This is a genomic window from Xanthomonas sp. NCPPB 1826, from assembly GCF_056725285.1.
In genome coordinates, this window is record NZ_CM161521.1 from 3,757,521 (window position 1) to 3,780,124 (window position 22,604).

A 22,604-nucleotide genomic window follows, 5' to 3' on the forward strand; every position below is an offset into this window, starting at 1 on the left:
CCTGGACCACCCCAGGCCGACGGACACGTCGTTACACGATCCGCCGCAGCGGCAGCGACGCAGGCGCCGCAGCAGGACTCTCCGCAGCCGCTGGCGCCGGCACGTGCGACGCCCCCAGCAGACGCGACAGCACCTGCGCCTGGATTGCCGCCAGGGCCGGCGCGCCGGGGGCACGCGGATGCGGCACCGGCACCGGCAGGTCCAGGCCGACCTGGCCGTGTTCGATCAGCACGATGCGATCGGCCAGCGCGCTCGCCTCGGCCACATCGTGGGTCACCAGCACCAGGGTGAAGCCGTACTGCCGCCACAACTGCACGATCAGCTGCTGCATCTCGATGCGCGTCAACGCATCCAGTGCGCCCAGCGGTTCGTCCAGCAACAGCAGCCGCGGCCGGTGTACCAGTGCGCGCGCCAGGGCCACGCGCTGGCGCTGACCGCCGGACAGCGCCGCCGGCCAGTCGCCACCGCGTGCACCCAGCCCCACCGCGTCCAGCGCCGCCTGTGCCTGCACCCGCCCGGTACGCCCCAGGCCCAGCGCCACGTTGTCGATCACGCGCTTCCACGGCAGCAGCCGCGCGTCCTGGAACATCAGCCGCACCGCATCGCGCTGCGCTGCCAGCGCTGCATGACCGCTGTCGACGGTACCGGTATCGGCTGCTTCCAGCCCGGCGATCACGCGCAGCAAGGTGCTCTTGCCGCAGCCGCTGCGCCCGACCACCGCCACGCAGGCGCCAGGCGCGACCTCAAGGTCGACGCCACGCAAGACCTCGCTGTCGCCATAACGCTTGCCGATGCCGCGCAGGCTCAGCGGCAGGCCGGTGTCGGCCGCGCTCACCGGCGCAGCTCCGCACGCTGTTGCTGCGCCGGATGCCAGCCCAGCCACCAGGCTTCCAGCCCGCGTGCGGCCAGATCGGCCAGCTTGCCGAGCAGCGCGTACAGCACGATGGCCACCACCACGATATCGGTCTGCAGAAACTCGCGCGCGTTGGTGGCCAGATAGCCGATGCCGGAACTGGCGGAAATGGTTTCGGCCACGATCAGGGTCAGCCACATCAGGCCCAACGCAAAGCGCAAGCCGACCAGAATCGACGGCAACGCACCGGGCAACAACACATCCACAAACAGCTGCGGGCCGCGTAGGCCGTAATTGCGCGCCATCTCGATCAGGGCCGGGTCCACGCTGCGGATGCCGTGATAGGTATTGAGATAGATCGGGAAGAACGTGCCCAGCGCCACCAGAAACAGCTTGGCGCCCTCGTCGATCCCGAACCACAGGATCACCAGCGGGATCAGCGCCAGATGCGGCACGTTGCGCAGCATCTGCAAGGTGCTGTCGAGCAGGCGTTCGGCCACACGCGACACGCCGGTGAGCAGGCCCAGCGCAAACCCGATGCTGCCGCCGATGGCCAGGCCCACGGCCGCGCGCCAGCTGCTGATCGCCAGGTGTTGCCACAACTCGCCGGTTTGCACCAACGTCACTGCGGCACGCAACACCGCATCCGGTGCGGGCAGGATGCGCTGCGGCAACCAGCCGCCGGAGGCCGCGACCTGCCAGGCCACCAGCAAGGCCAGCGGCACTAGCCAGGGCACCAGCACGTTGCCTAATCGCTGCGAGCGGCGACTCATCGCGCGGCCTTGCTGTTGGGGCGATGCAGCGAGACAGCGGTATGCGCCTGCCCGCTCACGGATGCTGAGCACGCGTTCTGGCCTGCGCATGCGCTCCTGCTTGCGACTGTATCCCTGCTTCCACGCATCACTTGCCCGCCGCCTGCTTGCCTGCCGCTGGCACCGCGGCAACCGCGGGCGCACGCCATACCGCCGGGGCCACCAGCACGCGTTTGGGCAACAGACGTTGCGCGTAGAACAGATCGGCGGTGGCCTGCTGCGCCTTGATGACCTCGGCGCTGAGCGGTTGCACGCTGGCCGGCGGGCGATGCGCCAGCGTGCGCTCGACCACCGCAGGCGACAGCCCGCTGACCTGCGCCAGCACCTTGATGCTGCCGGCGCGGTCGCGCTCCAGCAAGCCATCGGCCTGGTTGAGCTGCAGCATCACCTGCTGCACGAACGGCCCCCACGCGGTGGCGTAACGCCGCGAGGACAGAAAGAACCCGCCGGTCAATCCCAGCCCTTCGCCGTTGGCGAGCAGGCGTGCGCTGCCATCCAGCGTCAATGCCGAATACCACGGGTCCCAGATCGCCCAGGCATCCACCTGCCCGGCCGCGAACGCCGCACGTGCGTTGGCCGGCGACAGATACAGCGGCGTGATGTCGCGCATGCTCAGGCCGGACCTGGCCAACAAGCGCAGCAGCAGGTTGTGCGCGCTGGAGCCCTTTTGAAATGCCACCCGATTGCCCTTGAGGTCGGCCACGCGCCGCAACGTGCTGCTGGCCGGCACCAGGATGGTCTCGGCCTTGGGCGTGGGCGGCACCCAGCCCACGTACAGCAGATCGGCTCCGGCGGCCTGCGCGAACAATGGCGGAATATCGCCCGCACCGCCCAGGTCGATGCTGCCCACGTTCAGGGCTTCCAGCAGCTGCGGGCCGGCCGGAAACTCGACCCAGCTGATTCTGGTGCGCGGGAAGCGCTGCTCCAGCAACCGATGCTGCTTGGCCAACACCAGGCTGGACACCGCTTTCTGATAGCCGATACGCAACTGCGCCGGCTCGGCCGCCGCTGCGGGTTGCAGCCACGCGATGCCGGACAACAGCAATGCAGCAATCAAAAAGCGGTAGCGCATCGGAGCGTTCCTCATTGCCAATCGGTGGACGGTTTTTCCCAGAGGTTGACGCCACCCTCGACCGCAAAGCGGTCGATCTCGGCCAACTCGTCCGCACTGAACTCGGGCGTCTGCAAGGCCGCGACGTTTTCGATCAACTGCTCCGGGCGGCTGGCGCCCAGCAATGCCGAGCTCACCCGCGGGTCGCGCAGCACCCAGGCCAATGCCAACTGCGCCAAACTCTGCCCACGCCGCTGCGCGATCGCATCCAGCCCGCGTGCGCGCTGCAGGTTGGCCTCGGACAGATGTTCCGGCCGCAGCGAGTCGCCACCGGGACGATTCACGCGCGCATCGCCGGGTACGCCATTGAGGTACTTGCCGGTCAACAGGCCCTGCGCCAGCGGCGTAAATGCGATCACCCCGGCGCCGACCTCGTCGGTCGCATCGAACAGCTCATGCTCGGCCCAGCGATTGAACAGGTTGTAGGCCGGCTGGTGGATCAGCAGCGGCACCTTCCACTCGCGCAGCAACGCGGCGATCTCGCGCGTGCGCGCTGCCGAATACGACGACACGCCCACGTACAGCGCCTTGCCCTGCTGCACCGCACTGGCCAATGCGCCGGCGGTCTCTTCCAGCGGCGTGTCCGCATCGAAGCGGTGCGAGTAGAAGATGTCCACATAGTCCACGCCCAGCCGCTGCAGGCTCTGATCCAGGCTGGACAGCAGGTATTTGCGCGAACTGCCGCCCTGCCCGTACGGACCCGGCCACATGTCCCAGCCGGCCTTGGTAGAGAGGATCAATTCATCGCGATACGGCTTGAAGTCTTCACGCAGCAGGCGGCCAAAGTTGATTTCCGCGCTGCCATACGGCGGGCCGTAATTGTTGGCCAGATCGAAATGGGTGATGCCCAGGTCGAAGGCGGTCCGCAGCAATGCGCGCTGCGTGTCGATCGGCGTGCTGTCGCCGAAGTTGTGCCACAGGCCCAGCGACAGCGCAGGCAGGACAAGGCCGCTGCGGCCGACACGGCGGTAGGCGATGCGGTCGTAACGATCGGGATGTGCGAGATAGGTCATCAGGGTATCCGGTGAGTCAGCGTGCGCTGAAGCGATTGACGGGGCGTGCCAGCCCCAGATGATCGCGCAGGGTGCGCCCTGCATATTCACGCCGGAACAGTCCACGCCGCTGCAGCTCGGGCACCACGTGCGTGGCCACATCGGCCAGGCCGCCGGGCAGATGCGGCACCAGCACGTTGAAACCGTCCGCGGCCTCGCCTTCGAACCAGGCCTGCAGCTCGTCGGCAATCTGTGCCGGCGTGCCGATCAGGCTGTAATGCCCGCGTCCGCCTGCGATGCGCCGACCGAGCTGGGCAATGCTCAGTTGCTCCTGTCCAGCCAGCTCGGTGAACAACTGCTGGCGGCTGCGCTGGCCGGTTTCGGTGAGTGGCAGCTCCGGCAACGGGCCATCGGGCGGATAGCCGGACAGATCGAAGTTGCCCAGCATGCGCGACAGCAGCGCAATGCCGACCTCCGGCTCCACCAGCTCCTGGAACTGCGCGAACTTCTCCCGCGCCTCGGCCTGGCTCTGCCCGACCACGATGAACACACCCGGCATCACCTTCAATGCATCGCGCGCGCGCCCGAACTGCTCCAGCCGCCCCTTGATGTCGGCATAGAACGCCTGCGCCTTGGCCAGCGACGACTGCGCGGTGAACACCACCTCGGCGGTTTCCGCAGCCAGCGCGCGCCCGGGCTCGGACGAGCCGGCCTGCACCAGCACCGGATGCCCCTGCGGCGCACGCGCAATGTTGAGCGGGCCGCGGACCTGGAAGTGCGCGCCGCGATGATCCAGCACATGCAGCCGCGCCGGATCGTAGTGCACGCCCGCCGCGGTGTCGGCGATGAAGGCATCGTCGTCCCAGCTGTCCCACAGCCCCGCGACCACCTGCTGGAATTCGCGCGCCCGCGCATAGCGCTCGGCATGCACGTAATGCGCGTCGCGGTTGAAGTTCAATGCTTCGTCGGCGGCATCGGATGTGACCAGATTCCAGCCGGCACGCCCACCGGACAGATGATCCAGCGAGGCGAACTTGCGCGCCACGTGATACGGCTCGTTGTAGCTGGTGGTCATGGTGGCGATCAGGCCGATGCGCTCGCTCACCACTGCCAACGCACTCAGCAGCGTGAGCGGCTCGAACAGGCTGGAGCGTGCCATCCGCGACGCCACCGGCCCACCGGCCGCAGCCAGGCTGTCGGCGACGAACACCGCATCGAACTTGGCGGCTTCGGCGATGCGCACCATCTCGCGATAATGGTCGAACACCAGCGGGTCGGCACTGGCCTGCGGGTGCCGCCACGCGGCCACGTGGTGGCCGGTGGCCATCAGGAACGCACCGAGCGAGAGCTGACGTGCAGCGCTCATCGTAGCCCACCGTGCGGTGCGCCTGCATTGCTCGAATCAGCATCAACGAACATCACGGACATCGTCAAAAATCCTTGTGCAGTTGCAGCCCGACATAGCGCTGGTCGTCGCGCGGCACCAGCCGGAACACGTTGCCGGTGGCATTGGCCAGCAACGGGGCGTATGAGCGGTCGCCGAGATTGCGGCCGAGCACCGCCAGCCGCCAGCCATGCACATCGTCGGCAAGCGCGATGCTGGCGTTCCAGATCGCATACGGGCCCTGGATGGTCTGCGGGGTCTGGCTGAGGTCGTACTGCACGCTGTCCTGCCAGCTCACGTCGCCGTTGAATTCCAGCGCCAGACTGCCGCGCAACGGCACCCGGTAGCCGGCGCGCAGATTGCCCTTCCAGTCCGGCGAAAACGGCAACGGCCGGCCATCGACATTGCAGTTGGCCGCCGCTGCGGTGGGGCAGGCAAACCGCTGGATGCGCGCCTGCGTGTAGGCCAGCGAGGCGGCCAGGCTGAGCCGCTCGGTGGGCCGGTAGTCCAGATCCAGTTCCAGGCCCTGCGTGCGCACCTGCCCGGCATTGATCAGGCGCGTCACCACCTGCCCGGCCACGGTGTCGAAGAAGTTGGCCTGGTAGTTGGCGTATTCGGTATGGAACAGCGCCACGTTCGCACTGAGGCGATCGTCCAGGGCGCGCGCCTTCAGGCCCAGCTCCCAGGCATTGGAGGTCTCCGGTTTCAGCGCCGGCGTATCGCGCGGCTGCATGTTGAAGAACACGTTGTAGGCCGGGCCCTTGTAGCCGCGCGAATAGGTGATGTAACCGGTGGTCCGCGCATCAAAGTCGTATTGCAGGCCGGTGCGGCCGGACACGCCGTTTTCTGCGGTGCTGCCGCTGCTTGCGGTGGACGGCTGGATGCCGGTGACTGCGGTTGCCGAGCTGGACAGGCGCTGATGCCGGTAATCGAGCGTGTCGCGGGTGAAGCGCGCGCCCAGCAGCGCACGCAGATCCGGGCGCCAATGCCAGGTGGCCTCGCCGAAGGCGGCATAGGTTTCCGCGCGGGTGGCGTAATCGGCCACGCCCACGCTGCTGGCGGTCGGCGTCGTCACCGTGCGGCGGTAGGTTTCGTCGTTGCGCGCATGCAGGTAATACAGCCCGGCGACCGCCTCCACCGCACGATCGCGCGGGGTCTGGATGCGCACTTCCTGCGAATACTGCGTGTAGCCCAGGTCACCACGGTCGTGCGAAGACGGAAACGCCGCGCTGCGTTGCGCGGTGCGATCGCCATCCTGGAACTGGGTGTTGTCCCATTGCCGCCACGCGCTGATCGAGGTCAGCAGCGCATCGCCGAGTTGCTGGTCCAGCTGCAGCGAGGCGCCCTTGTTGATGTCGTCCAGGTACGTGCGGTAATCGCTGTTGATCTGGCGGTTGTCGTCCCTGGCGACGACCGGTGCCAGCGCCGCGGCGAAGTCGGCACGCGTGCTGTCCACCACCACACCGCTGGGCGCGTCGCTGTGCGATTGCAGGTAGTCGGCGAGCAGCGTCGCGTTCAAGCCAGGGTTCGGGCTCAGGTCCAGCCGCAATCTTGCGCCGGCGCGCCGGTAGCCGTTGACGGTCTGGCCGTCAGCCACATTGCGCACGTTGCCGCCGTACTCGGCCCACAACGCCGACACGCTGGCCTTGAGCAGCTCCGGCACCAGCGTGCCGCCGACACTGGCACGCACACGATCTTCGTCGCCGCCACCGAAGTGCGAGTAATCCACATAGCCGCCGAACAGCTCCGGCGCCGGCTTGCTGACGATATTGAGCACGCCGGCGGAGGCATTCTTGCCGAACAAGGTGCCCTGCGGCCCGCGCAGGACTTCGATGCGTTCGACATCGAGCAGGTCCAGCGTGGCCTGGCCCGGACGCCCCAGCACCACGCCGTCGATCACCGTCGCCACGCTGGGCTCGACACCTGGCGAGGTGGAGATGGTGCCCACGCCACGCAGGAACAACGAGGTGTCCTTGTTGGAGGCACCGTTGCGAAAGCTCAGGCTGGGCACCAGCGCCGGCAGGTCGGCCACGCTGTTGCGGTTTTCGCGCTCCAGCGTCTCGCCCTGCACCACCGATACCGCCACCGGCACCTGCTGCAAGGTGGTTTCGCGACGCGTGGCGGTCACCGTGACCGCGCCCAGGGTCTGCGCAGCGTGCTCCGGCGTCGCAGCAGCCTCGCCCACTTCATCGGCCAGCACCGGCGCACATGCCCACACCAGACTCCACGCCAGCACCTGCGGCCTGGCCAACCATCTCGAAGCAGCGAGGATCCTTGCAGAGGTCCGGTGTCGCGCAGGCATGTACGTCCTTTCGTGGCGTCGGCTGTCGTGCAGCAGCGTGGGGAGATTTCTTGCGAATTGGCGAGCGCCATGCATGCACGGCGACCCGTCCGCAGCGCAGGCCGACACGGCGCTGCAATGCAGTAGCGCATGCTGTTTGCAGCGGCCGCGAGCGTCAAATAACCAATGTTTAGGTGGTTATTCACTCACGCGCCGCCGCGTGCGACCGTCCCTGCCCAGCGCTCGCCAAGATCCTCGCTGCACGACACCAGGCCAATGGCGATAATGGCCCCATGGATGCACCCAAGCCCTGGCACCTCTATCTGCTGCTGTGTCGCAACGGCAGCTATTACGCCGGCATCACCAACGATCTGGAACGGCGCTTCCAGGCGCATCAGCGCGGCACCGGCGCGCGCTATACCCGTGCAAACCCGCCGCTGGAGCTGCTTGCCAGCCATCCGTATGCGGACCGCGCCGCCGCCTCGCGCGCAGAGTGGCAGCTAAAGCAGCAACCGCGCGCGCGCAAGCTGGCCTGGCTGCTGGCGCAGCCGCACGACGACGCCGGGTCACAGCCCGCTGACGCTTCGCTCACGCCCACCTAGCCGCGCGGTTTCTACGCTGTAGCGCCATCGATCGCGGAGCAGCGCATGCACTATCAGCTCTATTACTGGACCGGCCTGCAGGGTCGTGGCGACTTCGTCCGACTCGCACTGGAAGACGCCGGCGCCGACTACACCGACGTGGCGCGTGTCGAAGGCGATGAAGTGATGAATGCCTTTCTGGAAGGCCACCAGGCCGGCGCGCAGCCGTTCGCGCCGCCCTTCCTCAAGGCCGGCGACATGGTGGTTGCGCAGGTGGCGGCGATCCTGCATGTCATCGGACCGCAACTGCAGCTGGTGCCGGAGTCTGACGCACAGCGCATCCAGGCATTGCAGTTGCAGCTGACCATCGCCGATCTGGTGGCCGAGGTGCACGACAGCCATCATCCGATCGCCACCGGCCTGTATTACGAAGACCAGAAAGCCGAGGCAGCCAAGCGCGCCAAGGATCTGCGCGACAACCGCCTGCCCAAGTTCCTGGGCCACTTCGAGCAGGTGCTGCAACAGGCCGGCGGCACGCATGTGCTTGGCACGCATTCCTATGTGGATCTGTCGTTGTTCCAGCTGATCAGCGGGCTGGAATACATGTTCCCCAAGCGCATGAAGACACTGTCAGCCGATCTTCCCGGCCTGAAGGCCTTGCAGGAGCGCGTGGCCGCCCGCCCACGCATCGCGGCCTATCTGGCCTCCGAACGACGCGTGGCGTTCAATACCAATGGCATCTTCCGCCACTATCCGGAGCTGGATGCGGCGTAAGCGAAGGCGGCGCGTGATGCACCGCGTGCCGCCGAAGTTGCGTTGTTTCCATGCTGGGCTGACGCACGACGCTGCATCCATGCATACAAGGCCGCATTCGGGCGGCCTTCTCCTCACATCATCCCACGCCGCGTCAACGTCCCTGCAGCAATGCCGTCCGGATCCGCTGCAACTGCACCTTCACCGCAGTCGCTTGCGCAGGCCCCAGCCGCAGCAGTGCCTTTTGACCGACCGACAGCGACTCCAACGCGGGATCGACAAAACGATAACGGCCACGCTCGTCGCGCTGCACCTTGATCGGCTGTACCGGGTCAGGCGTGCGCAGTAGATGATCGACCACGTCGATCACGCGGTCGTTGAAGTAGCGGTCCGGCGCACCAAGATCGGCATAGGCCTGCTGGAACAGCGGATAGAAACGCACATAACTGCGCACCAGCGCCTGCGCATCCACCTGGGTGAATGCCGCCACGTAAGGCGCATACCGCGCCGCATTGGCCTGATCGATCACCACACTCCCGCTGGCATCGGACACTGCGAATTCGCCCGCCACCGGCTGCAGCACCGAGGCGCGACGGCTGATGCTGGGCTGGGTGAGATTGTCGATCATCACCACCACGCGTTCGATCAGGTGCTTGCGCAGCACGATCGACAAGGCGCCATCGTCCTGCACCAGTTCCAGCAAGGCCTGCCACGCAGCGGCATCGCTCTGTGCCAGCGCAGGAATCGCGGCGTCAGCGGCATCGGCCGAGGGCTGCTGCACCGGATGGCGTGGCCCTGCCGGTGCCGGCGGCGCGGGGGTCACCGCCGCTGCCACGGCGCTGGCGGTCTGGCTGATCGGCGCAGGCAATGCGCCCGGCGCCGTGGGTGACCCGCTGAATAGCCACCAGGCGGCGCCAGCCACCACCGGCACCGCCAGCAGCCAGGGCCAACGCGAAGACTTGGATTGCATCGTGGAACTCCTTACATCGACAACATCCAGGGTGTGACCACGAGATATCGCGGTGGTTCCATCAATGTGCGGCGATGACGCGATCAAGCAGACCATGTGCGTCGCACAAGAGCGATTGGCCGCCAGGATGCCTGCCTCTGGCAGGAAACGCTGGCTGCAGCGCTAGAACTGACAGCCGAGTTGGTCCAGCGCACCTCATGCTCTGCTTGCAACCATGCACACCGACCCTCTCGACTGGCCGTTGCCCGCCCACCGTCGCGGGACCTTACGCGGCATGGATGCCGCGTAAGAGCCTACATGGACGTACTTGCGGCGTGTCCTGCGATGGTTGGCGGGCAAGGGTCCTGCAGCCAAGCCGCACATCGTCTGCTCTACAGTCGACACATTCGCACCGCTCAATACCTTCCAAGGCGACCGAGCGCTTTAGCTTCAGCAGCACCTGGACGTTCCAAAGCCGAGTTGGTCGGGTGCGCGGTGCCCTCACCGCTTGCGGGACACGCCGTGAATCCGTCCGTGGAGGCTCCTTGGCGGCATCCATGCCGCCAAGGGTCCCGCAACCGGCAAGGACACCGCGCCAGAGAGTTAGTCGGCCGCTTGAAAGCTTGTCGCTTGGCTTGCGGCAGCAGATGAGACGTTTGTAGGTTGCGTGTTGAAAGCCCGTCTGCTGCTCGGGTTGCGATGGAAAAATGCTGAAAGGTTGATCGAACACACGGTGATCCGACCAGCGCACGTCATGCACTGCTTGCAACCATACACACCGACCATCTCGACGGGTCCTTGCCCGCTCACCGTCGCGGGACCTTACGCGGCATGGATGCCGCGTAAGAGCCTACAAGGACGTACTTGCGGCGTGTCCTGCGATGGTGGGCGGGCAAGGGCCCCGCAGCCAAGCGGCAGATCAACCGCTCTGCAGCTGATACATCGGCGTCGTCCAGTCCTTTGGAGCACAACACCAAAAGCAATCTCGTGAAAAGCTGCTTGTCGCGCGTGTGTCGGACGTCGAGTATCGAACAACGCGCATTACGCACTGCTCTTACCGTGCACACAGACCATCTCCACTGGTCCTTGCCCGCCCACCGTCGCGGGACCTTACGCGGCATGGATGCCGCGTAAGAGCGTACACGGACGTACTTGCGGCGTGTCCTGCGATGGTGGGCGGGCAAGGGCCCTGCAGCCAGGCCGCAGATCGCAAGCTCCAGCTCTGGCTTGGCTTTGGCTCTCGCTCACCCACATCGCCAACGCTCGAACCAGAACGACCAGCATCGCCGCATCACGCAACAACGCCGCCCGCCCGATGGCCGCGAGTGGCAATGTCCGCCGCTCTCAGCTTGCGAAATCCAGCCGCGCGTTCACCCAGGCCGCCACGATGGCGGCGGCCGCCTGCTCGGCCTGCTTCGCAGGCAGGCGCTTCTCGCGCACCAGCCATGCGGCCGTGTCGGCGCGCACCTTCGGCAGCAACGCGCGCACGGCCTTGCGCTGTGCCGCCGGCCAGTCGCTGTCTTCCCCGGTCCAGGCGGCAATCGCCTTGTCCGGATCCTCGCCGTAGCGCTTGCGCAATGCCGGGGTCAGGTACAGCAATGGCGATACCGACGCGCGTAACGCGATGATTTTCCACTCGGCGTAACTGGCGTAGCGAATGGTGCCGGCGTCCTTGCTCAGGGCCTCGATCAACCCGTCGAAGCCGGCATCCAGCTGCTTCCAGCTGGCCAATGCAAACAGACCGCCCGGCGGCTCGCAGATCGGCGCGAACCCGTCGCGTGTCGAGCCATACAGCGACCCGAACGCCTCATACGCCGGCTCGCCCACTGCAGCAAAGATGAAGCAATGCACGTAAGGACGATGATCGCTGTTGTCGCGTTCGATCCACATCCGCAGCAATGTCAGCACGCGTTCCTGCGCCTGCATGGCGGGCATGCCATCTACATCGTCGAGCAAGGATGCGGCGAAGTCGTCGACCTTGCGCAGCGCCTTGCGCGCACTTTCAAACCGCGCACTCGCCAGCTTCGCATCCACGCCCGCGGCGGGGACAAACTGATGCAGATACGCCAGCCACGCCGAAGCCAGCGGCGTGTCGTAGCCCTGCAACTGGCGCGCGGCGTCGGCAGGCGCAGTGGGAATCAAGGCGATGATGCGATCCAGCGCCTGTTGCTGCGCAACGAGCGCCTTGGCCAGCACATCGGCCCTGGCCTTCAATGTGCGTTGCAGGCAGTCGTCCAGTTTGGCGTCCTGCGCGCAGGCATTGCGCTGCCGCAGCCAGGCGCGTTGCTGATCACGCACGCCTGCGACCGCGGTACGCGGCGTGCTTTCCAGCCGCGCCCGATAGGACTCGTCCAGCTGATCGTCCAGATTGCCCAGCGCCGGCACCGCGCACAGCCGTTTTTCGACCGCCGTGCCGGCCTGCTTGCAATCGAACGACGCCGCCCAGGCACCGCCGGCGCCAAGCAACAATGCGCCACCGATGACTACCCGCAACATGCTGGAGCAGGATGTCATTGCACTGCCTCCTTGCGTGCGGGCAGCAGCGAGAGCAGCAGCAGGGTCACCGCCAGCGCGACATAGGCACCCACGAACTGCCAGCTGATCACGCGCGCCAGGCCGTGCAGCGACCATGGCAGATAGATGCCGCCGCGCGGGTCCACCGAATGGATCAGGCCGAACAGCGTCAGCCCCGCGGCCACAAGCAGGAACACCGCGCCACGGCGCAGCCGGCCATCGATCATCGCCGCCACGGCGGCGATCCACAGCATCGCGGTGATGATGAAACCGTTGCCCAACGCGAAGATCACCGCCAGCTCCGGCAGGCCGTGTCCATCGAGTTTGGTGGTGAGTGCGACCAGTTGATCCGGCGGAATCCAGCCCGGTGCCTTGATGGTCAGCAGGTAGGCCACCGATGGCAGAAAGCCCAGCACCATCGCACCGGCGTGCTGCCTGGGCGTGGCCTGGAACGCCTGCGTGGTGATGTCGATCGACACGTACACGATGATCGGCGCCAGCACCGCCAGCGGCAGCCATTGCACCAACCCGGAGATCACACCCAGCATGCCGCCGATGCCGACGAACAGTCCGGTCAGCAGCGTGTAACCGGAGCGCGCGCCCATGTGCTTGTAGGCCGGCTGGCCGATGTAGGGCGTGGTCTGCGCCACCCCGCCGCAGACGCCTGCGACCAGCGTCGCCAGGGCTTCCACCAGCAGGATGTCGCGGGTGCGGTAGTCATCGCCCGCGGCGCGTGCGCTCTCGCTGACGTTGATGCCGCCCACCACCATCAACAGGCCGAACGGCAGCAGCAGCGGCAGGTACGCCAGCGTGGCGGGCAGGCCGTCGATGAAGCCCAGGTTCGGCAGCGGCAACACGATCTGCGGCGGCGTCCATTCCGGCACCGCGAAGCCCGGTGCGCCCAGGCCAGCCAGTCCCAGGCCGTAATACAACGCAGTGCCGATCACGAAAGCCACCAGCACGCCGGGCAACTTGGTCGGCAACCGGCCCTTGGCCAGCAGCACGTACAGCAGCAGGCCCAGGGTGACGAAGCCGGCCACTGGCGAACGCAGGGTTTCCAGCAGCGGCAGCAGGCCCATCAACACCAGCGCGATGCCGGCGATCGAACCCAGCAAGGCCGCGCGCGGCAGCGCGCGCGTGACCGCCTCGCCGACGAACGACAGCACCAGCTTGAGCAGGCCCATCACCACCAGCGCGGCCATGCCGAGTTTCCAGGTGGCGATGGCAGCTGCCTGCGGCTCCAGTCCCTGTGCCTTGAAGCCGACGAATGCCGGGCCCAGCACCAACAACGCCATGCCGATGCTGGTCGGCGCATCCAGGCCCAGCGGCATCGCGGTGACGTCGTCGCGCCCGGTGCGTGCAGCCAGCCGCCGCGCCATCAAGGTGTAGAGCAGGTTGCCCACCAGCACGCCGAACGCGGTGCCGGGAAACATGCGCCCGAACACCACTTCGGCCGGGAACTGGAACATTCCGACCAATGCCATCGCGATGAAGCCGAGGATGGAGAGATTGTCGACGACCAGGCCGAAGAAGCCATTGAGGTCGCCGGCGACGAACCAGCGCGGCGATGCCGCAGTACGCGAGGAAGGGGCCGACATGGGAGCCAGGAAGCGTGGGGATCGCCCGATGGTAGCCGCTGCTCCGCACGTGCGACAGCGGCGCGGTGGATCAGAGCGTGTCGCCGCGATTGCGCAGGTCTGTTCCATGCCAGGCGGCTGCGTGGCAGCAACGGCCCTACTTCATCGCCGCAGCAACCTCGATCCAGCCGACGATGTCGCCACGGCCGGCACTGCGATAGCGTACCTGCACGCGCGTGGCATCGGCGCTGACATCCAGCGCGTCGGCCCGATCGCCTTGCACCAGATAGCGCTTGGTGCCGGTCGCGGTAGGGGTGGCGTAGAGCGGCAGACGCGCCACCTGCACGCGCAGTTGCACCGGCATCGGCGCGTCCAGGGTGGTGCCGATCTCGCTTGAAACCTTCGCCCCGCGCGCGTCGTAACTGGGCCACACCGAGAGCGGCATGCCATCGCCGGTGCCTGGATCCAGCAAGGTCTGGATGTCGGGCGAGGCAATCGGCTGCTGCGTCCTGGCCACATACAACCGCCCATCGGCCGCGTAGCGATACACATCGGCGTACCACATCGGCCCGCTGCGGCAGGAGCTGGTCAAGCTGCGCTGCTGCCTGTCGGGCGTCAGATTGAAGAAGCCTTCGCACTGCACTGCCGGGCGCGTGGGCGCGGTCAGCGCACGAAAGCGCCGTTGCGCCGGATCGAACACAAAGACCAGCACCGCTTCGTTGACCTGGCCGAGCATCGCCGACACCGCAAGATCCGGATGTCCGTCGAAGTTGTAGTCGTCGCTGTCCACACCGGCGCCGCCTTCGCCCTCGTCCAGGTTCGCGTCGAACCATTGCTCCTTGCCGCCCGGGCCCAACACCACATGCAGGCGTGCGCCGACCAGTGTGGCGGTCGCCTGCGTATTTGTGTCCAGCGACACCTGCACGCTGATGTCGCGCGCAAAGCACGCAAACGACAGCCCGCCCAGTGCGGCGAACAGCAGCTTGCGTGCAGCGCTCACGCGCAGTCGGTGCAGATGTTCAAGCCGCATGGTCGCCAGACTCAGAACGACACCTCCACCGCCTGCCGCGACCACAGCACCGACTGGTGGCCGGTGGCCTGCTTCCAGGCCAGGCGGATCGCCTCGATGTCGTTGCGCCGCTGCGGGGTGTCTTCATGCAGGATCACCAGCACCTTGGTGCCCAGCCGGTTCGGCTCCTTGGCGACGCGGAACAGCCACTGGCCATAGGCGTCGAACACGGTCAGGCCGTCGGGAAAGCGCGGGGTCACCTCCTTGTCCAGAAACGCGCGCCATTGGGTTTCGTCGATGGTACGGGTCTGCGGGCGATCGGCCGGGCCGGTCTCCTCGCCCACCCCGAAGTACAGCTCGCTGCGCACCCAGCCGCGCGCCGCCGCCGGCCGCGCCGCATCGCCCTGCAGGCTGGCAGTGGTCGAACCCGGCGCGCCGCCGGGGGTGGTGGCGCAGGCGGACAGCGCCAGCATGGCGGCAAGCAGGCAGGACGGCAGCAACTTCATCGACTTCTCCACAACGGGTACGTTTACGACGGATCGGGGGGGGCGGGCTCATGCAGGGCCGGCATCAGCTGATGCCGGCGTGCGCGCACTGTGCCATCTCGCACGCGCCTGAACAACGCGATAATATCTCTCCATCCGGATGAATGTGGACGATCCGAACCCCTTTGCGCCCCTGCCCGGCCGGATGCCGTCCGCGCGGCGCGTTCGCAGTTGCTGTCGCAGGAGAGAAAGATGACCCGCCCCACCCTTTCGGCTATCGGCCTGGCCGTGGCCGCCGTGTTGAGCGCCAACGCCCAGGCCCAGCAGGCCGCCCCCGGCGCCACCACGCTGGACACCGTGATCGTCACCGGCACCCGCGCCAGCGACCGCACCGTGCTGGAATCGACCGTGCCGGTGGACGTGCTCACCGCCGAGGACATCCGCAAGGCTGGCGTGGTCAACGGCGAGCTGGGCAGCGCGCTGCAGGCGCTGCTGCCCTCGTTCAATTTCCCGCGCCAGTCCAACTCCGGTGGTGCAGACCATATCCGTGCCGCGCAGCTGCGTGGGCTCTCGCCCGACCAGGTGCTGGTGCTGGTCAACGGCAAGCGCCGCCACACCTCGGCGCTGGTCAATACCGACAGCAAGATCGGCAAGGGCACCACGCCGGTGGATTTCAATTCCATCCCAATCAATGCGATCAAGCGCATCGAAGTGCTGCGCGACGGTGCCGGCGCGCAGTACGGCTCGGACGCGATCGCCGGCGTCATCAACGTGATCCTGGACGACAACCCCGAGCGTGGCGAGCTGGAAGCCAGCTTCGGCGCCTACAACACCGACGTGGAGCCGATCAATCGCCGCGTCACCGATGGCCAGACCAGCTACGCCAGCGCCAAGGTCGGCAGCCTGCTCGGCGATGACGGCGGCTTCTTCAAGGTCGGCCTGGAGCTGAAGAATCGCGAGGCGACCAACCGCGCCGGCTTCGACCAGATTCCGTCGTTCGAGGAGCAGACCCCGGCCAACCTGGCGCTGGCCGGCAAGCGCAATTACGTGCTCGGCGATGGCGCCACCAAGGGCCTGAACGCCTGGCTCAACACCAAGGTGCCCTTCAGCGCCACCGGCGAGTTTTACGCCTTCGGTACCTACAACCAGCGCGACACCGAAGGCGCCAATTACTTCCGTTACCCGGACGGCAGCGCCAACTGGCGTGAGATCTATCCCAACGGCTACCGCCCGATTTCCGATGGCGAGAACCGCGATCTGCAGATCGTCGCCGGCGCGCGTGGGCAGCTCGGCAGCTGGGACTACGACGCCAGCGTCAACTACGGCCGCAACGACTTCACCTACCGGCTGCGCAACTCGCTCAACGCCTCGCTCGGCCCGGGCAGCACCACCCGCTTCAAAACCGGCGATTTCGCCTTTGCGCAGACCGTGGGCAACCTGGATCTGACCCGCGTGTTCGATGCGGCCGGCGCCACCCACACCTTCGGCACCGGTGCCGAATTCCGCCGCGAGCAATACCGCACCCATGCCGGCGACCCTGCCAGCTATGCGGCCGGCCCGTTCACCGATCGCCCCACCGGCTCGCAGGCCGGCGGCGGCCTGACCCCGCAGGACGAGGCCGACCTGTCGCGCAACGTGGCCAGCGCCTATGCCAACGTGTCCAGCCAGTTCGGCGACAAGTTCTCCACCGACCTGGCCGGCCGTTACGAGCATTACCAGGATTTCGGCAGCCAGTGGACCGGCAAGCTGGCGGCGCGCTATGCCTTCGCCCCGGCGTTCGCGCTGCGCGGTGCGGTCTCCAACAACGTGCGTGCGCCCTCGCTCAGCCAGATCGGCTACGAAGCCACCTCCACCGGCTATGACGCCGCCGGCCGCCTGACCCAGGGCCGCCTGCTGTCGGTCAACAACCCGATCGCACGCGCGCTCGGTGCCACCGACCTGAAGCCGGAAAAATCGCTCAATTACAGCCTGGGCTTCACCAGCCAGCTGGGCGATCACTTCGACCTGTCGCTGGACTTGTTCCAGATCGATATCGACGACCGCATCGCGCTGTCCGAAGACATCACCGGCACCACGCTGACCGACTTCGTGCAGCAGAACTTCGCCGTTGCCGGCGTGCAGAGCGCCAGCTATTTCCTCAACGCCGCCGACACCCGCACCCGCGGCGCCGAGCTGGTCGGCAACTGGCGCCAGTACGCCTTCGGCGGCGACCTGCTGCTGACCGGCACCTACAGCTACGCCAAGACCGAGTTGAAGAACGTCATCGGCACCCCCGCGCAGCTGCTCGCGCTGGACCCGGACTACGTGCTGTTCGGTGTCGAGGAGAGCAACACGCTCACCGATGCCGCACCACGCACGCGCGCCGCGCTGGCCGCCAACTGGAACAACGAACACTGGAACCTGCAGACCCGCGTCAATCGCTACGGCAGCGCCACGCGCGTGTTCGACTTCGGCGGCGGTTTTGTGCCACGCCAGACCTACGGCGCGGAATGGCAGCTGGATCTGGAAGCCGAGTACCACCTGGGCACGCAGTGGACGCTGGCGGTCGGCGGCCAGAACATTCTCGACAACTACTCGGACCGCTCCATCGACGACATCGCCTACTTCGGCAACCTGCCGTACGACGTGCTCTCGCCGATCGGCAGCAACGGCGCGTATTGGTATGGGCGGGTGCGCTACTCGTTCTGACGCCGGGATGGGTGGATCGGGGATTCGGGATTGGCAAGGGCGGCGCATCGCCAATCCCCACTCCCGAATCCCCACTCCCCGCCGTTGCATAACCTGAATATCACATCGCCTTGCGCACACTAGCGCGATGGCAGACGTGCACTCCCCCCTTCCGTCGCCGCCATTGCTGGACGATGCCTGCGCATTGTTTCTGGACGTGGACGGTACCCTCATCGACTTCGCCGACAGCCCCGAGGCTGTGCGGCTCCTGCCCGAGGTCCGCGCGGCCATCGGCCAGCTAAGTGACCGCCTGCATGGCGCCGTGGCACTGGTCAGCGGCCGACCGCTGTCGCAACTGGACGCCTTGTTCGCGCCATTGTTGCTTCCGGCCGCCGGCCTGCACGGACACGAACTGCGTAGCGACACCGCCGCACGTGCGGCGATGCCGCAGGACACCTCCGAGTGGCTGCATGGCCTGCATCAGCGTGCCGCCGCACTCACGCACCGGCACCCCGGCGTGCTGGTCGAAGACAAAGGCGTCAGCGTCGCGCTGCATTGGCGCGCACAGCCGCTGGCCGGCCCCGACGTGCTCGCCTTTGCGCAGCAGGAAATCGCCCAGCTTTCCGGGTACCGCCTGCAACCGGGCGATCACGTGGTCGAATTCGTCCCCGAAGGCAGCAACAAGGGCCTGGCGGTCGAACAGCTGATGCAGCAGGGCGCATTCGCTGGCCGCACGCCGGTGTTTGTCGGCGACGACCTCACCGACGAATTCGGTTTCGAAGCAGCCAATCGCCTCGGCGGCTGGAGCGTGCTGGTCGGCGATCGCGCCGAAACCAGCGCGCGCTTCCGCGTCGACGGTACCGCCGACGTGCATGCGTGGCTGCAACGCAACGCGCGCCAGGCCTGAGCGCGGCGCGCCTTCCCCTCTTTTCTTCAAAAGGATCGTTCGCACTCCATGACCGAGCCAAACCTGGATCTGGGCGTCATCGGCAACTGCAGCTTTGGGGCATTGGTCGATCGGCAGGCACGCGTGGTGTGGAGTTGCCTGCCGGCATTCGACGGCGACCCGGCGTTCTGTTCACTGCTCTCGCCCAAGCGCGAAGGCGGCGACTTTGCGGTGGAGCTGGAGGACTTCGCCAGCAGCGAGCAACACTACCTGCCCAACACCGCAGTGCTGCGCACCGTGTTGCGCGACCACCACGGCGGCGAAGTGGAAGTCATCGACTTCGCACCGCGCTGGCGCAACAACGGGCGTTTCTATCGGCCCGTCAGCATCATCCGGCAGATCCGCCCGCTCGCAGGCAACCCGCGCATCATCGTGCGCGCCCGCCCGCTGGCCGACTGGGGCGGGCGCAGCCCGGAAACCACCTGGGGCAGCAATCACATCCGCTGGGTGCTGCCCGAATTCACCCTGCGCCTGACCACCGACGTGCCGGTACGCTTCGTGCGCGACGGCCTGCCGTTCGTCCTCAGCCACCCGGTCAACCTGGTGCTGGGCGTGGACGAATCGCTGACCCGCTCGCTCACCGGCTACGTGCAGGAAGCGCAGGAACGCACTGAAGAATACTGGCGCGAATGGGTGCGCTACCTGTCGATTCCGCTCGACTGGCAGGAAGCGGTGATCCGCAGCGCGATCACGCTCAAGTTGTGCCAATACGAAGACAGCGGCGCCATCATCGCGGCGATGACCACCTCGATCCCGGAAGCGCCCAACACCCCGCGCAACTGGGACTACCGCTATTGCTGGCTGCGCGACGCCGCATTCGTGGTGCGTGCGCTGAATCGCCTGGGCGCCACCCGCACGATGGAGCAGTTCATCGGCTACATCTTCAACATCGCCACCGCAGACGGCACCATGCAGCCACTGTACGGCATCGGGTTCGAATCGCAGCTGGAAGAGCACGAAGTCGAAACGATGGACGGCTACCGCGGCATGGGCCCGGTACGCCGCGGCAACCTGGCCTGGATCCAGCAGCAGCACGATGTCTACGGCAGCGTGGTGCTGGCCTCCACCCAGCTGTTCTTCGATCTGCGCCTGAAGGATCAGGGCGATGCGGACACCTTCCGCCGCCTGGAGCCGCTGGGCGAGCGCGCCTTCGCGCTGCACAACGTGCCCGATGCCGGCCTGTGGGAATTCCGCGGCCGCGCCGAAGTGCATACCTACACCGCCGCGATGTGCTGGGCTGCCTGCGACCGGCTGTCCAAGATCGCCGACCGGCTGGTGCTGCCCGAGCGCAGCGTGTACTGGCGCGAGCGCGCCGACACGATTCGCGAACGCGTGCTGGGCGAGGCCTGGAGCGAAGAACACGGGCATTTCACCGATACGCTGGGCGGTCATCGCCTGGACGCATCGCTGTTGCTGCTGGCCGATATCGGCATCGTCGCCAACGACGACAGCCGCTTCGTGCGCACGGTCGAAGCGGTTGGCCGCGTGCTCAAGCATGGCGATGCGCTGTATCGCTACATCGCACCGGATGACTTCGGTGAGCCGGAAACCAGCTTCACCATCTGCACGTTCTGGTACATCGACGCGCTGGCCGCGATCGGTCGCAAGGAGGAGGCGCGTGAATTGTTCGAACGCATCCTCTCGCGCCGCAATCACCTCGGCTTGCTGTCGGAGGATTTATCGTTTGAAGACGGCGAAGCCTGGGGGAATTTCCCCCAGACCTATTCGCATGTGGGCTTGATCATCGCAGCGATGCGCTTGTCGCGGAGCTGGCAGGAGGCGTCATGAGTCGTTTGGTGGTGGTATCCAATCGCGTTGCAGTGCCCGGCGAAAACCGCGCCGGCGGGCTGGCGGTTGGTCTGTTGGCTGCGCTCAAGGAGCGCGGCGGTGTGTGGTTCGGCTGGAGCGGCAAGACCGTGCGCGGCGACAGCGGCGGCATGCACGAGCAGACCGAGGGCGACATCAAGTTCGTCACCATGGACCTCAACAAGCGCGACATCGATTCGTACTACAACGGGTTCGCCAATCGCACGCTGTGGCCGCTGCTGCACTTCCGCCTGGACCTGGTCGATTACGACCGCGCCACCCGCGAAGGCTATATGCGCGTCAACCGGCTGTTCGCAGAAAAGCTGGCGCCGTTGTTGAAGGACAGCGACACGCTGTGGATCCACGATTACCACATGATTCCGCTGGGCGCGATGCTGCGCGAGCTGGGTGTGGGCTGCAAGATGGGCTTCTTCCTACACGTGCCGATGCCCTCGGCCGACCTGATGCAGGCGATGCCGGATCACGCGCGCTTGTTCAGTACGTTCTACGCGTACGACCTGGTCGGCTTCCAGACCCAGCGCGATGCAGAACGCTTCAAGGCCTATGTGCGCCTGTTCGGCGGTGGCCGCATTCTCGAAGGCGACATCGTCGAAGGCCCCGGCGGGCGTCGCTTCAGTGCCGCGGCGTTCCCGATCGGGATCGATACCGACCTGATCGCCAACCAGGCCAAGGCCTCGGTCGGCAAGCAGGCGGTGCGCGACCTGCGCGAAAGCCTGCGCGGCCGGCAACTGGCGATCGGCGTGGACCGGCTGGATTATTCCAAGGGCCTGCCGGAACGCTTCCAGGGCTTCGAGCGCTACCTGGAGCGTTATCCGGACCAATCCGGCAGCCTGACCTATCTGCAGATCGCGCCGGTATCGCGCGGCGACGTCAACGAGTATCGCCAGTTGCGCGGGCAACTGGAACAGATCGCCGGCCATATCAACGGCGGACATGCCGAGCCGGATTGGACGCCGCTGCGTTACGTCAATCAGAACTTCAGCCATGCGACGTTGACCGGTTTCTATCGCGCGGCCTCGGTTGGCCTGGTCACGCCATTGCGCGATGGCATGAACCTGGTCGCCAAGGAATTCGTGGCGGCGCAGGATCCGCAGAATCCAGGCGTCCTGGTGCTGTCGCTGCTGGCCGGTGCAGCCGATGAAATGAAGGAGGCACTGCTGGTCAATCCGCATGATCTGGACGGCGTGGCCGACGCGATCGCAACGGCAGCAAGCATGCCACTGGCAACACGCATCGAACGCTGGAGCGCGATGATGGATCACCTGCGCAAGAACAACATTAACCACTGGCGCCAGCGCTACCTGCAGGCACTTGCAGATATCTGAATCAGGTTTCCGCAAGCTGTCAGCACCATGCTGTTGGCAAACAGAAGCGCTGCGCATCTGCAGCACGCCCCTTCTCCCCTCGGAAGAAGGTGCCCGAAGGGCGGATGAGGGTACGCGTGCACGTACAAGTGGACGTGCACGTACAAGTGGAAATGTCCGAAGCGCAAACTCCAGCTTCTACAAATCTCCACTCCCGAATGCCAAATCCCCGCCTCACCGCTTGAGTCAATAACTCAATAGAACTACTGCAGGATCCTGCATTTGCCACCGCGCGAATGCACCCAACACCGCCTGACACCCACCGCAATCTCCAGCCGCATCGGATTTAAGCAATTCCAGCGCCCCGGATGCACAGCCTGGAACGCTGGTTCTTATTCCGTCACGGACACAACCGTCATTGCGGTCTAAAATATTCATATGAGTAGCGCTGAGGACCCTGGGAGGGGCTGCGCGTTCATATCCCGGCGTTCTGGTTTAGGACGTTTTTGTTAGATCCAAGGCCGCCCTTTGCCAGCCTGTGATCTTGCTCCCTCCACGA

At 66.3% G+C, this 22,604-nt stretch carries 17 protein-coding genes; 6 read left to right on the forward strand and 11 right to left on the reverse strand.

The annotated features are described in order from the left end of the window. Positions 1-31: 31 nt before the first annotated feature. The 6 genes from AC1PLA_RS15865 to AC1PLA_RS15890 form a co-directional block, all read right to left on the reverse strand. Positions 32-835: an ATP-binding cassette domain-containing protein gene (locus AC1PLA_RS15865; RefSeq protein ID WP_102253589.1), complete on the reverse strand. Its 804-nt coding sequence runs from the start codon at positions 833-835 to the stop codon at positions 32-34. Continuing rightward, on the reverse strand, positions 832-1,626 hold the full coding sequence (ssuC, locus tag AC1PLA_RS15870; RefSeq protein ID WP_102253588.1) for an aliphatic sulfonate ABC transporter permease SsuC: 795 nt from the start codon (positions 1,624-1,626) through the stop codon (positions 832-834). The genes AC1PLA_RS15865 and ssuC overlap by 4 nt, the downstream gene beginning before the upstream one ends. 127 nt (positions 1,627-1,753) lie before the next feature. Further along, positions 1,754-2,737, reverse strand: a complete 984-nt coding sequence (locus tag AC1PLA_RS15875) for an aliphatic sulfonate ABC transporter substrate-binding protein (RefSeq protein WP_102253587.1) — start codon at positions 2,735-2,737, stop codon at positions 1,754-1,756. Positions 2,738-2,748: 11 nt separating this feature from the next. Then, the gene (gene mgrA, locus AC1PLA_RS15880; RefSeq protein WP_102253586.1) at positions 2,749-3,789 is read right to left on the reverse strand and encodes an L-glyceraldehyde 3-phosphate reductase; all 1,041 of its coding nucleotides are present in this window, start codon (positions 3,787-3,789) and stop codon (positions 2,749-2,751) included. Between the two features lie 16 nt (positions 3,790-3,805). Then, positions 3,806-5,134 (reverse strand): LLM class flavin-dependent oxidoreductase, encoded by a 1,329-nt coding sequence (locus AC1PLA_RS15885; protein ID WP_102253585.1) that lies wholly within the window; start codon positions 5,132-5,134, stop codon positions 3,806-3,808. A 64-nt stretch (positions 5,135-5,198) separates the two neighbouring features. Next, positions 5,199-7,454: a TonB-dependent receptor gene (locus AC1PLA_RS15890; RefSeq protein WP_481104906.1), complete on the reverse strand. Its 2,256-nt coding sequence runs from the start codon at positions 7,452-7,454 to the stop codon at positions 5,199-5,201. 272 nt (positions 7,455-7,726) lie between these two features. Here AC1PLA_RS15890 and AC1PLA_RS15895 point away from each other — a divergent pair, with 272 nt between their 5' ends. Both AC1PLA_RS15895 and AC1PLA_RS15900 read left to right on the forward strand, forming a co-directional pair. Next, positions 7,727-8,035: a GIY-YIG nuclease family protein gene (locus AC1PLA_RS15895; RefSeq protein ID WP_411758321.1), complete on the forward strand. Its 309-nt coding sequence runs from the start codon at positions 7,727-7,729 to the stop codon at positions 8,033-8,035. Between the two features lie 45 nt (positions 8,036-8,080). Then, a complete protein-coding gene (locus AC1PLA_RS15900; protein WP_481104907.1) occupies positions 8,081-8,788 on the forward strand; it encodes a glutathione S-transferase in 708 nt (235 codons plus the stop codon). Positions 8,789-8,921: 133 nt separating this feature from the next. Here the strand turns inward: AC1PLA_RS15900 and AC1PLA_RS15905 are convergent, their stop codons facing one another. The 5 genes from AC1PLA_RS15905 to AC1PLA_RS15925 form a co-directional block, all read right to left on the reverse strand. Beyond that, complete coding sequence (locus AC1PLA_RS15905; RefSeq protein ID WP_481104908.1) at positions 8,922-9,737, reverse strand: DUF3014 domain-containing protein; 816 nt, start codon at positions 9,735-9,737, stop codon at positions 8,922-8,924. A gap of 1,323 nt (positions 9,738-11,060) precedes the next feature. Then, on the reverse strand, positions 11,061-12,230 hold the full coding sequence (locus AC1PLA_RS15910; RefSeq protein WP_481104909.1) for a lysozyme inhibitor LprI family protein: 1,170 nt from the start codon (positions 12,228-12,230) through the stop codon (positions 11,061-11,063). Then, entirely contained in the window at positions 12,227-13,828 is a 1,602-nt protein-coding gene (locus tag AC1PLA_RS15915; RefSeq protein WP_481104910.1) for a hypothetical protein, read from the reverse strand. Before AC1PLA_RS15915 ends, AC1PLA_RS15910 begins: the two co-directional genes overlap by 4 nt. Before the next feature lie 136 nt (positions 13,829-13,964). After that, entirely contained in the window at positions 13,965-14,882 is a 918-nt protein-coding gene (locus tag AC1PLA_RS15920) for an XAC2610-related protein (RefSeq protein WP_481104911.1), read from the reverse strand. Continuing rightward, on the reverse strand, positions 14,849-15,322 hold the full coding sequence (locus tag AC1PLA_RS15925) for a DUF3574 domain-containing protein (RefSeq protein WP_481104912.1): 474 nt from the start codon (positions 15,320-15,322) through the stop codon (positions 14,849-14,851). Before AC1PLA_RS15925 ends, AC1PLA_RS15920 begins: the two co-directional genes overlap by 34 nt. Before the next feature lie 231 nt (positions 15,323-15,553). Here AC1PLA_RS15925 and AC1PLA_RS15930 point away from each other — a divergent pair, with 231 nt between their 5' ends. The 4 genes from AC1PLA_RS15930 (at position 15,554) to otsA (ending at position 22,066) form a co-directional block, all read left to right on the forward strand. After that, positions 15,554-17,989, forward strand: coding sequence for a TonB-dependent receptor plug domain-containing protein (locus AC1PLA_RS15930; protein WP_481104913.1), 2,436 nt, complete (start codon positions 15,554-15,556; stop codon positions 17,987-17,989). A gap of 127 nt (positions 17,990-18,116) precedes the next feature. Next, the gene (otsB, locus tag AC1PLA_RS15935) at positions 18,117-18,875 is read left to right on the forward strand and encodes a trehalose-phosphatase (RefSeq protein ID WP_226427338.1); all 759 of its coding nucleotides are present in this window, start codon (positions 18,117-18,119) and stop codon (positions 18,873-18,875) included. A 48-nt stretch (positions 18,876-18,923) separates the two neighbouring features. Continuing rightward, complete coding sequence (locus AC1PLA_RS15940; RefSeq protein WP_104600112.1) at positions 18,924-20,702, forward strand: glycoside hydrolase family 15 protein; 1,779 nt, start codon at positions 18,924-18,926, stop codon at positions 20,700-20,702. Then, positions 20,699-22,066 carry an alpha,alpha-trehalose-phosphate synthase (UDP-forming) gene (gene otsA / locus AC1PLA_RS15945; protein ID WP_047127075.1) on the forward strand — a complete coding sequence of 456 codons (1,368 nt, stop codon included), beginning with the start codon at positions 20,699-20,701 and terminating at the stop codon, positions 22,064-22,066. Before AC1PLA_RS15940 ends, otsA begins: the two co-directional genes overlap by 4 nt. Positions 22,067-22,604 lie beyond the last annotated feature (538 nt).

Bases quoted from the DNA above. Each gene is read 5' to 3' on its own strand.
- ssuC (WP_102253588.1), bottom strand. From the start codon at position 1,626: ATGAGTCGCCGCTCGCAGCGATTAGGCAACGTGCTGGTGCCCTGGCTA.
- AC1PLA_RS15875 (WP_102253587.1), bottom strand. From the start codon at position 2,737: ATGCGCTACCGCTTTTTGATTGCTGCATTGCTGTTGTCCGGCATCGCG.
- mgrA (WP_102253586.1), bottom strand. From the start codon at position 3,789: ATGACCTATCTCGCACATCCCGATCGTTACGACCGCATCGCCTACCGC.
- AC1PLA_RS15885 (WP_102253585.1), bottom strand. From the start codon at position 5,134: ATGAGCGCTGCACGTCAGCTCTCGCTCGGTGCGTTCCTGATGGCCACC.
- AC1PLA_RS15890 (WP_481104906.1), bottom strand. From the start codon at position 7,454: ATGCCTGCGCGACACCGGACCTCTGCAAGGATCCTCGCTGCTTCGAGA.
- AC1PLA_RS15895 (WP_411758321.1), top strand. From the start codon at position 7,727: ATGGATGCACCCAAGCCCTGGCACCTCTATCTGCTGCTGTGTCGCAAC.
- AC1PLA_RS15900 (WP_481104907.1), top strand. From the start codon at position 8,081: ATGCACTATCAGCTCTATTACTGGACCGGCCTGCAGGGTCGTGGCGAC.
- AC1PLA_RS15905 (WP_481104908.1), bottom strand. From the start codon at position 9,737: ATGCAATCCAAGTCTTCGCGTTGGCCCTGGCTGCTGGCGGTGCCGGTG.
- AC1PLA_RS15910 (WP_481104909.1), bottom strand. From the start codon at position 12,230: ATGACATCCTGCTCCAGCATGTTGCGGGTAGTCATCGGTGGCGCATTG.
- AC1PLA_RS15915 (WP_481104910.1), bottom strand. From the start codon at position 13,828: ATGTCGGCCCCTTCCTCGCGTACTGCGGCATCGCCGCGCTGGTTCGTC.
- AC1PLA_RS15925 (WP_481104912.1), bottom strand. From the start codon at position 15,322: ATGAAGTTGCTGCCGTCCTGCCTGCTTGCCGCCATGCTGGCGCTGTCC.
- AC1PLA_RS15930 (WP_481104913.1), top strand. From the start codon at position 15,554: ATGACCCGCCCCACCCTTTCGGCTATCGGCCTGGCCGTGGCCGCCGTG.
- otsB (WP_226427338.1), top strand. From the start codon at position 18,117: ATGGCAGACGTGCACTCCCCCCTTCCGTCGCCGCCATTGCTGGACGAT.
- AC1PLA_RS15940 (WP_104600112.1), top strand. From the start codon at position 18,924: ATGACCGAGCCAAACCTGGATCTGGGCGTCATCGGCAACTGCAGCTTT.
- otsA (WP_047127075.1), top strand. From the start codon at position 20,699: ATGAGTCGTTTGGTGGTGGTATCCAATCGCGTTGCAGTGCCCGGCGAA.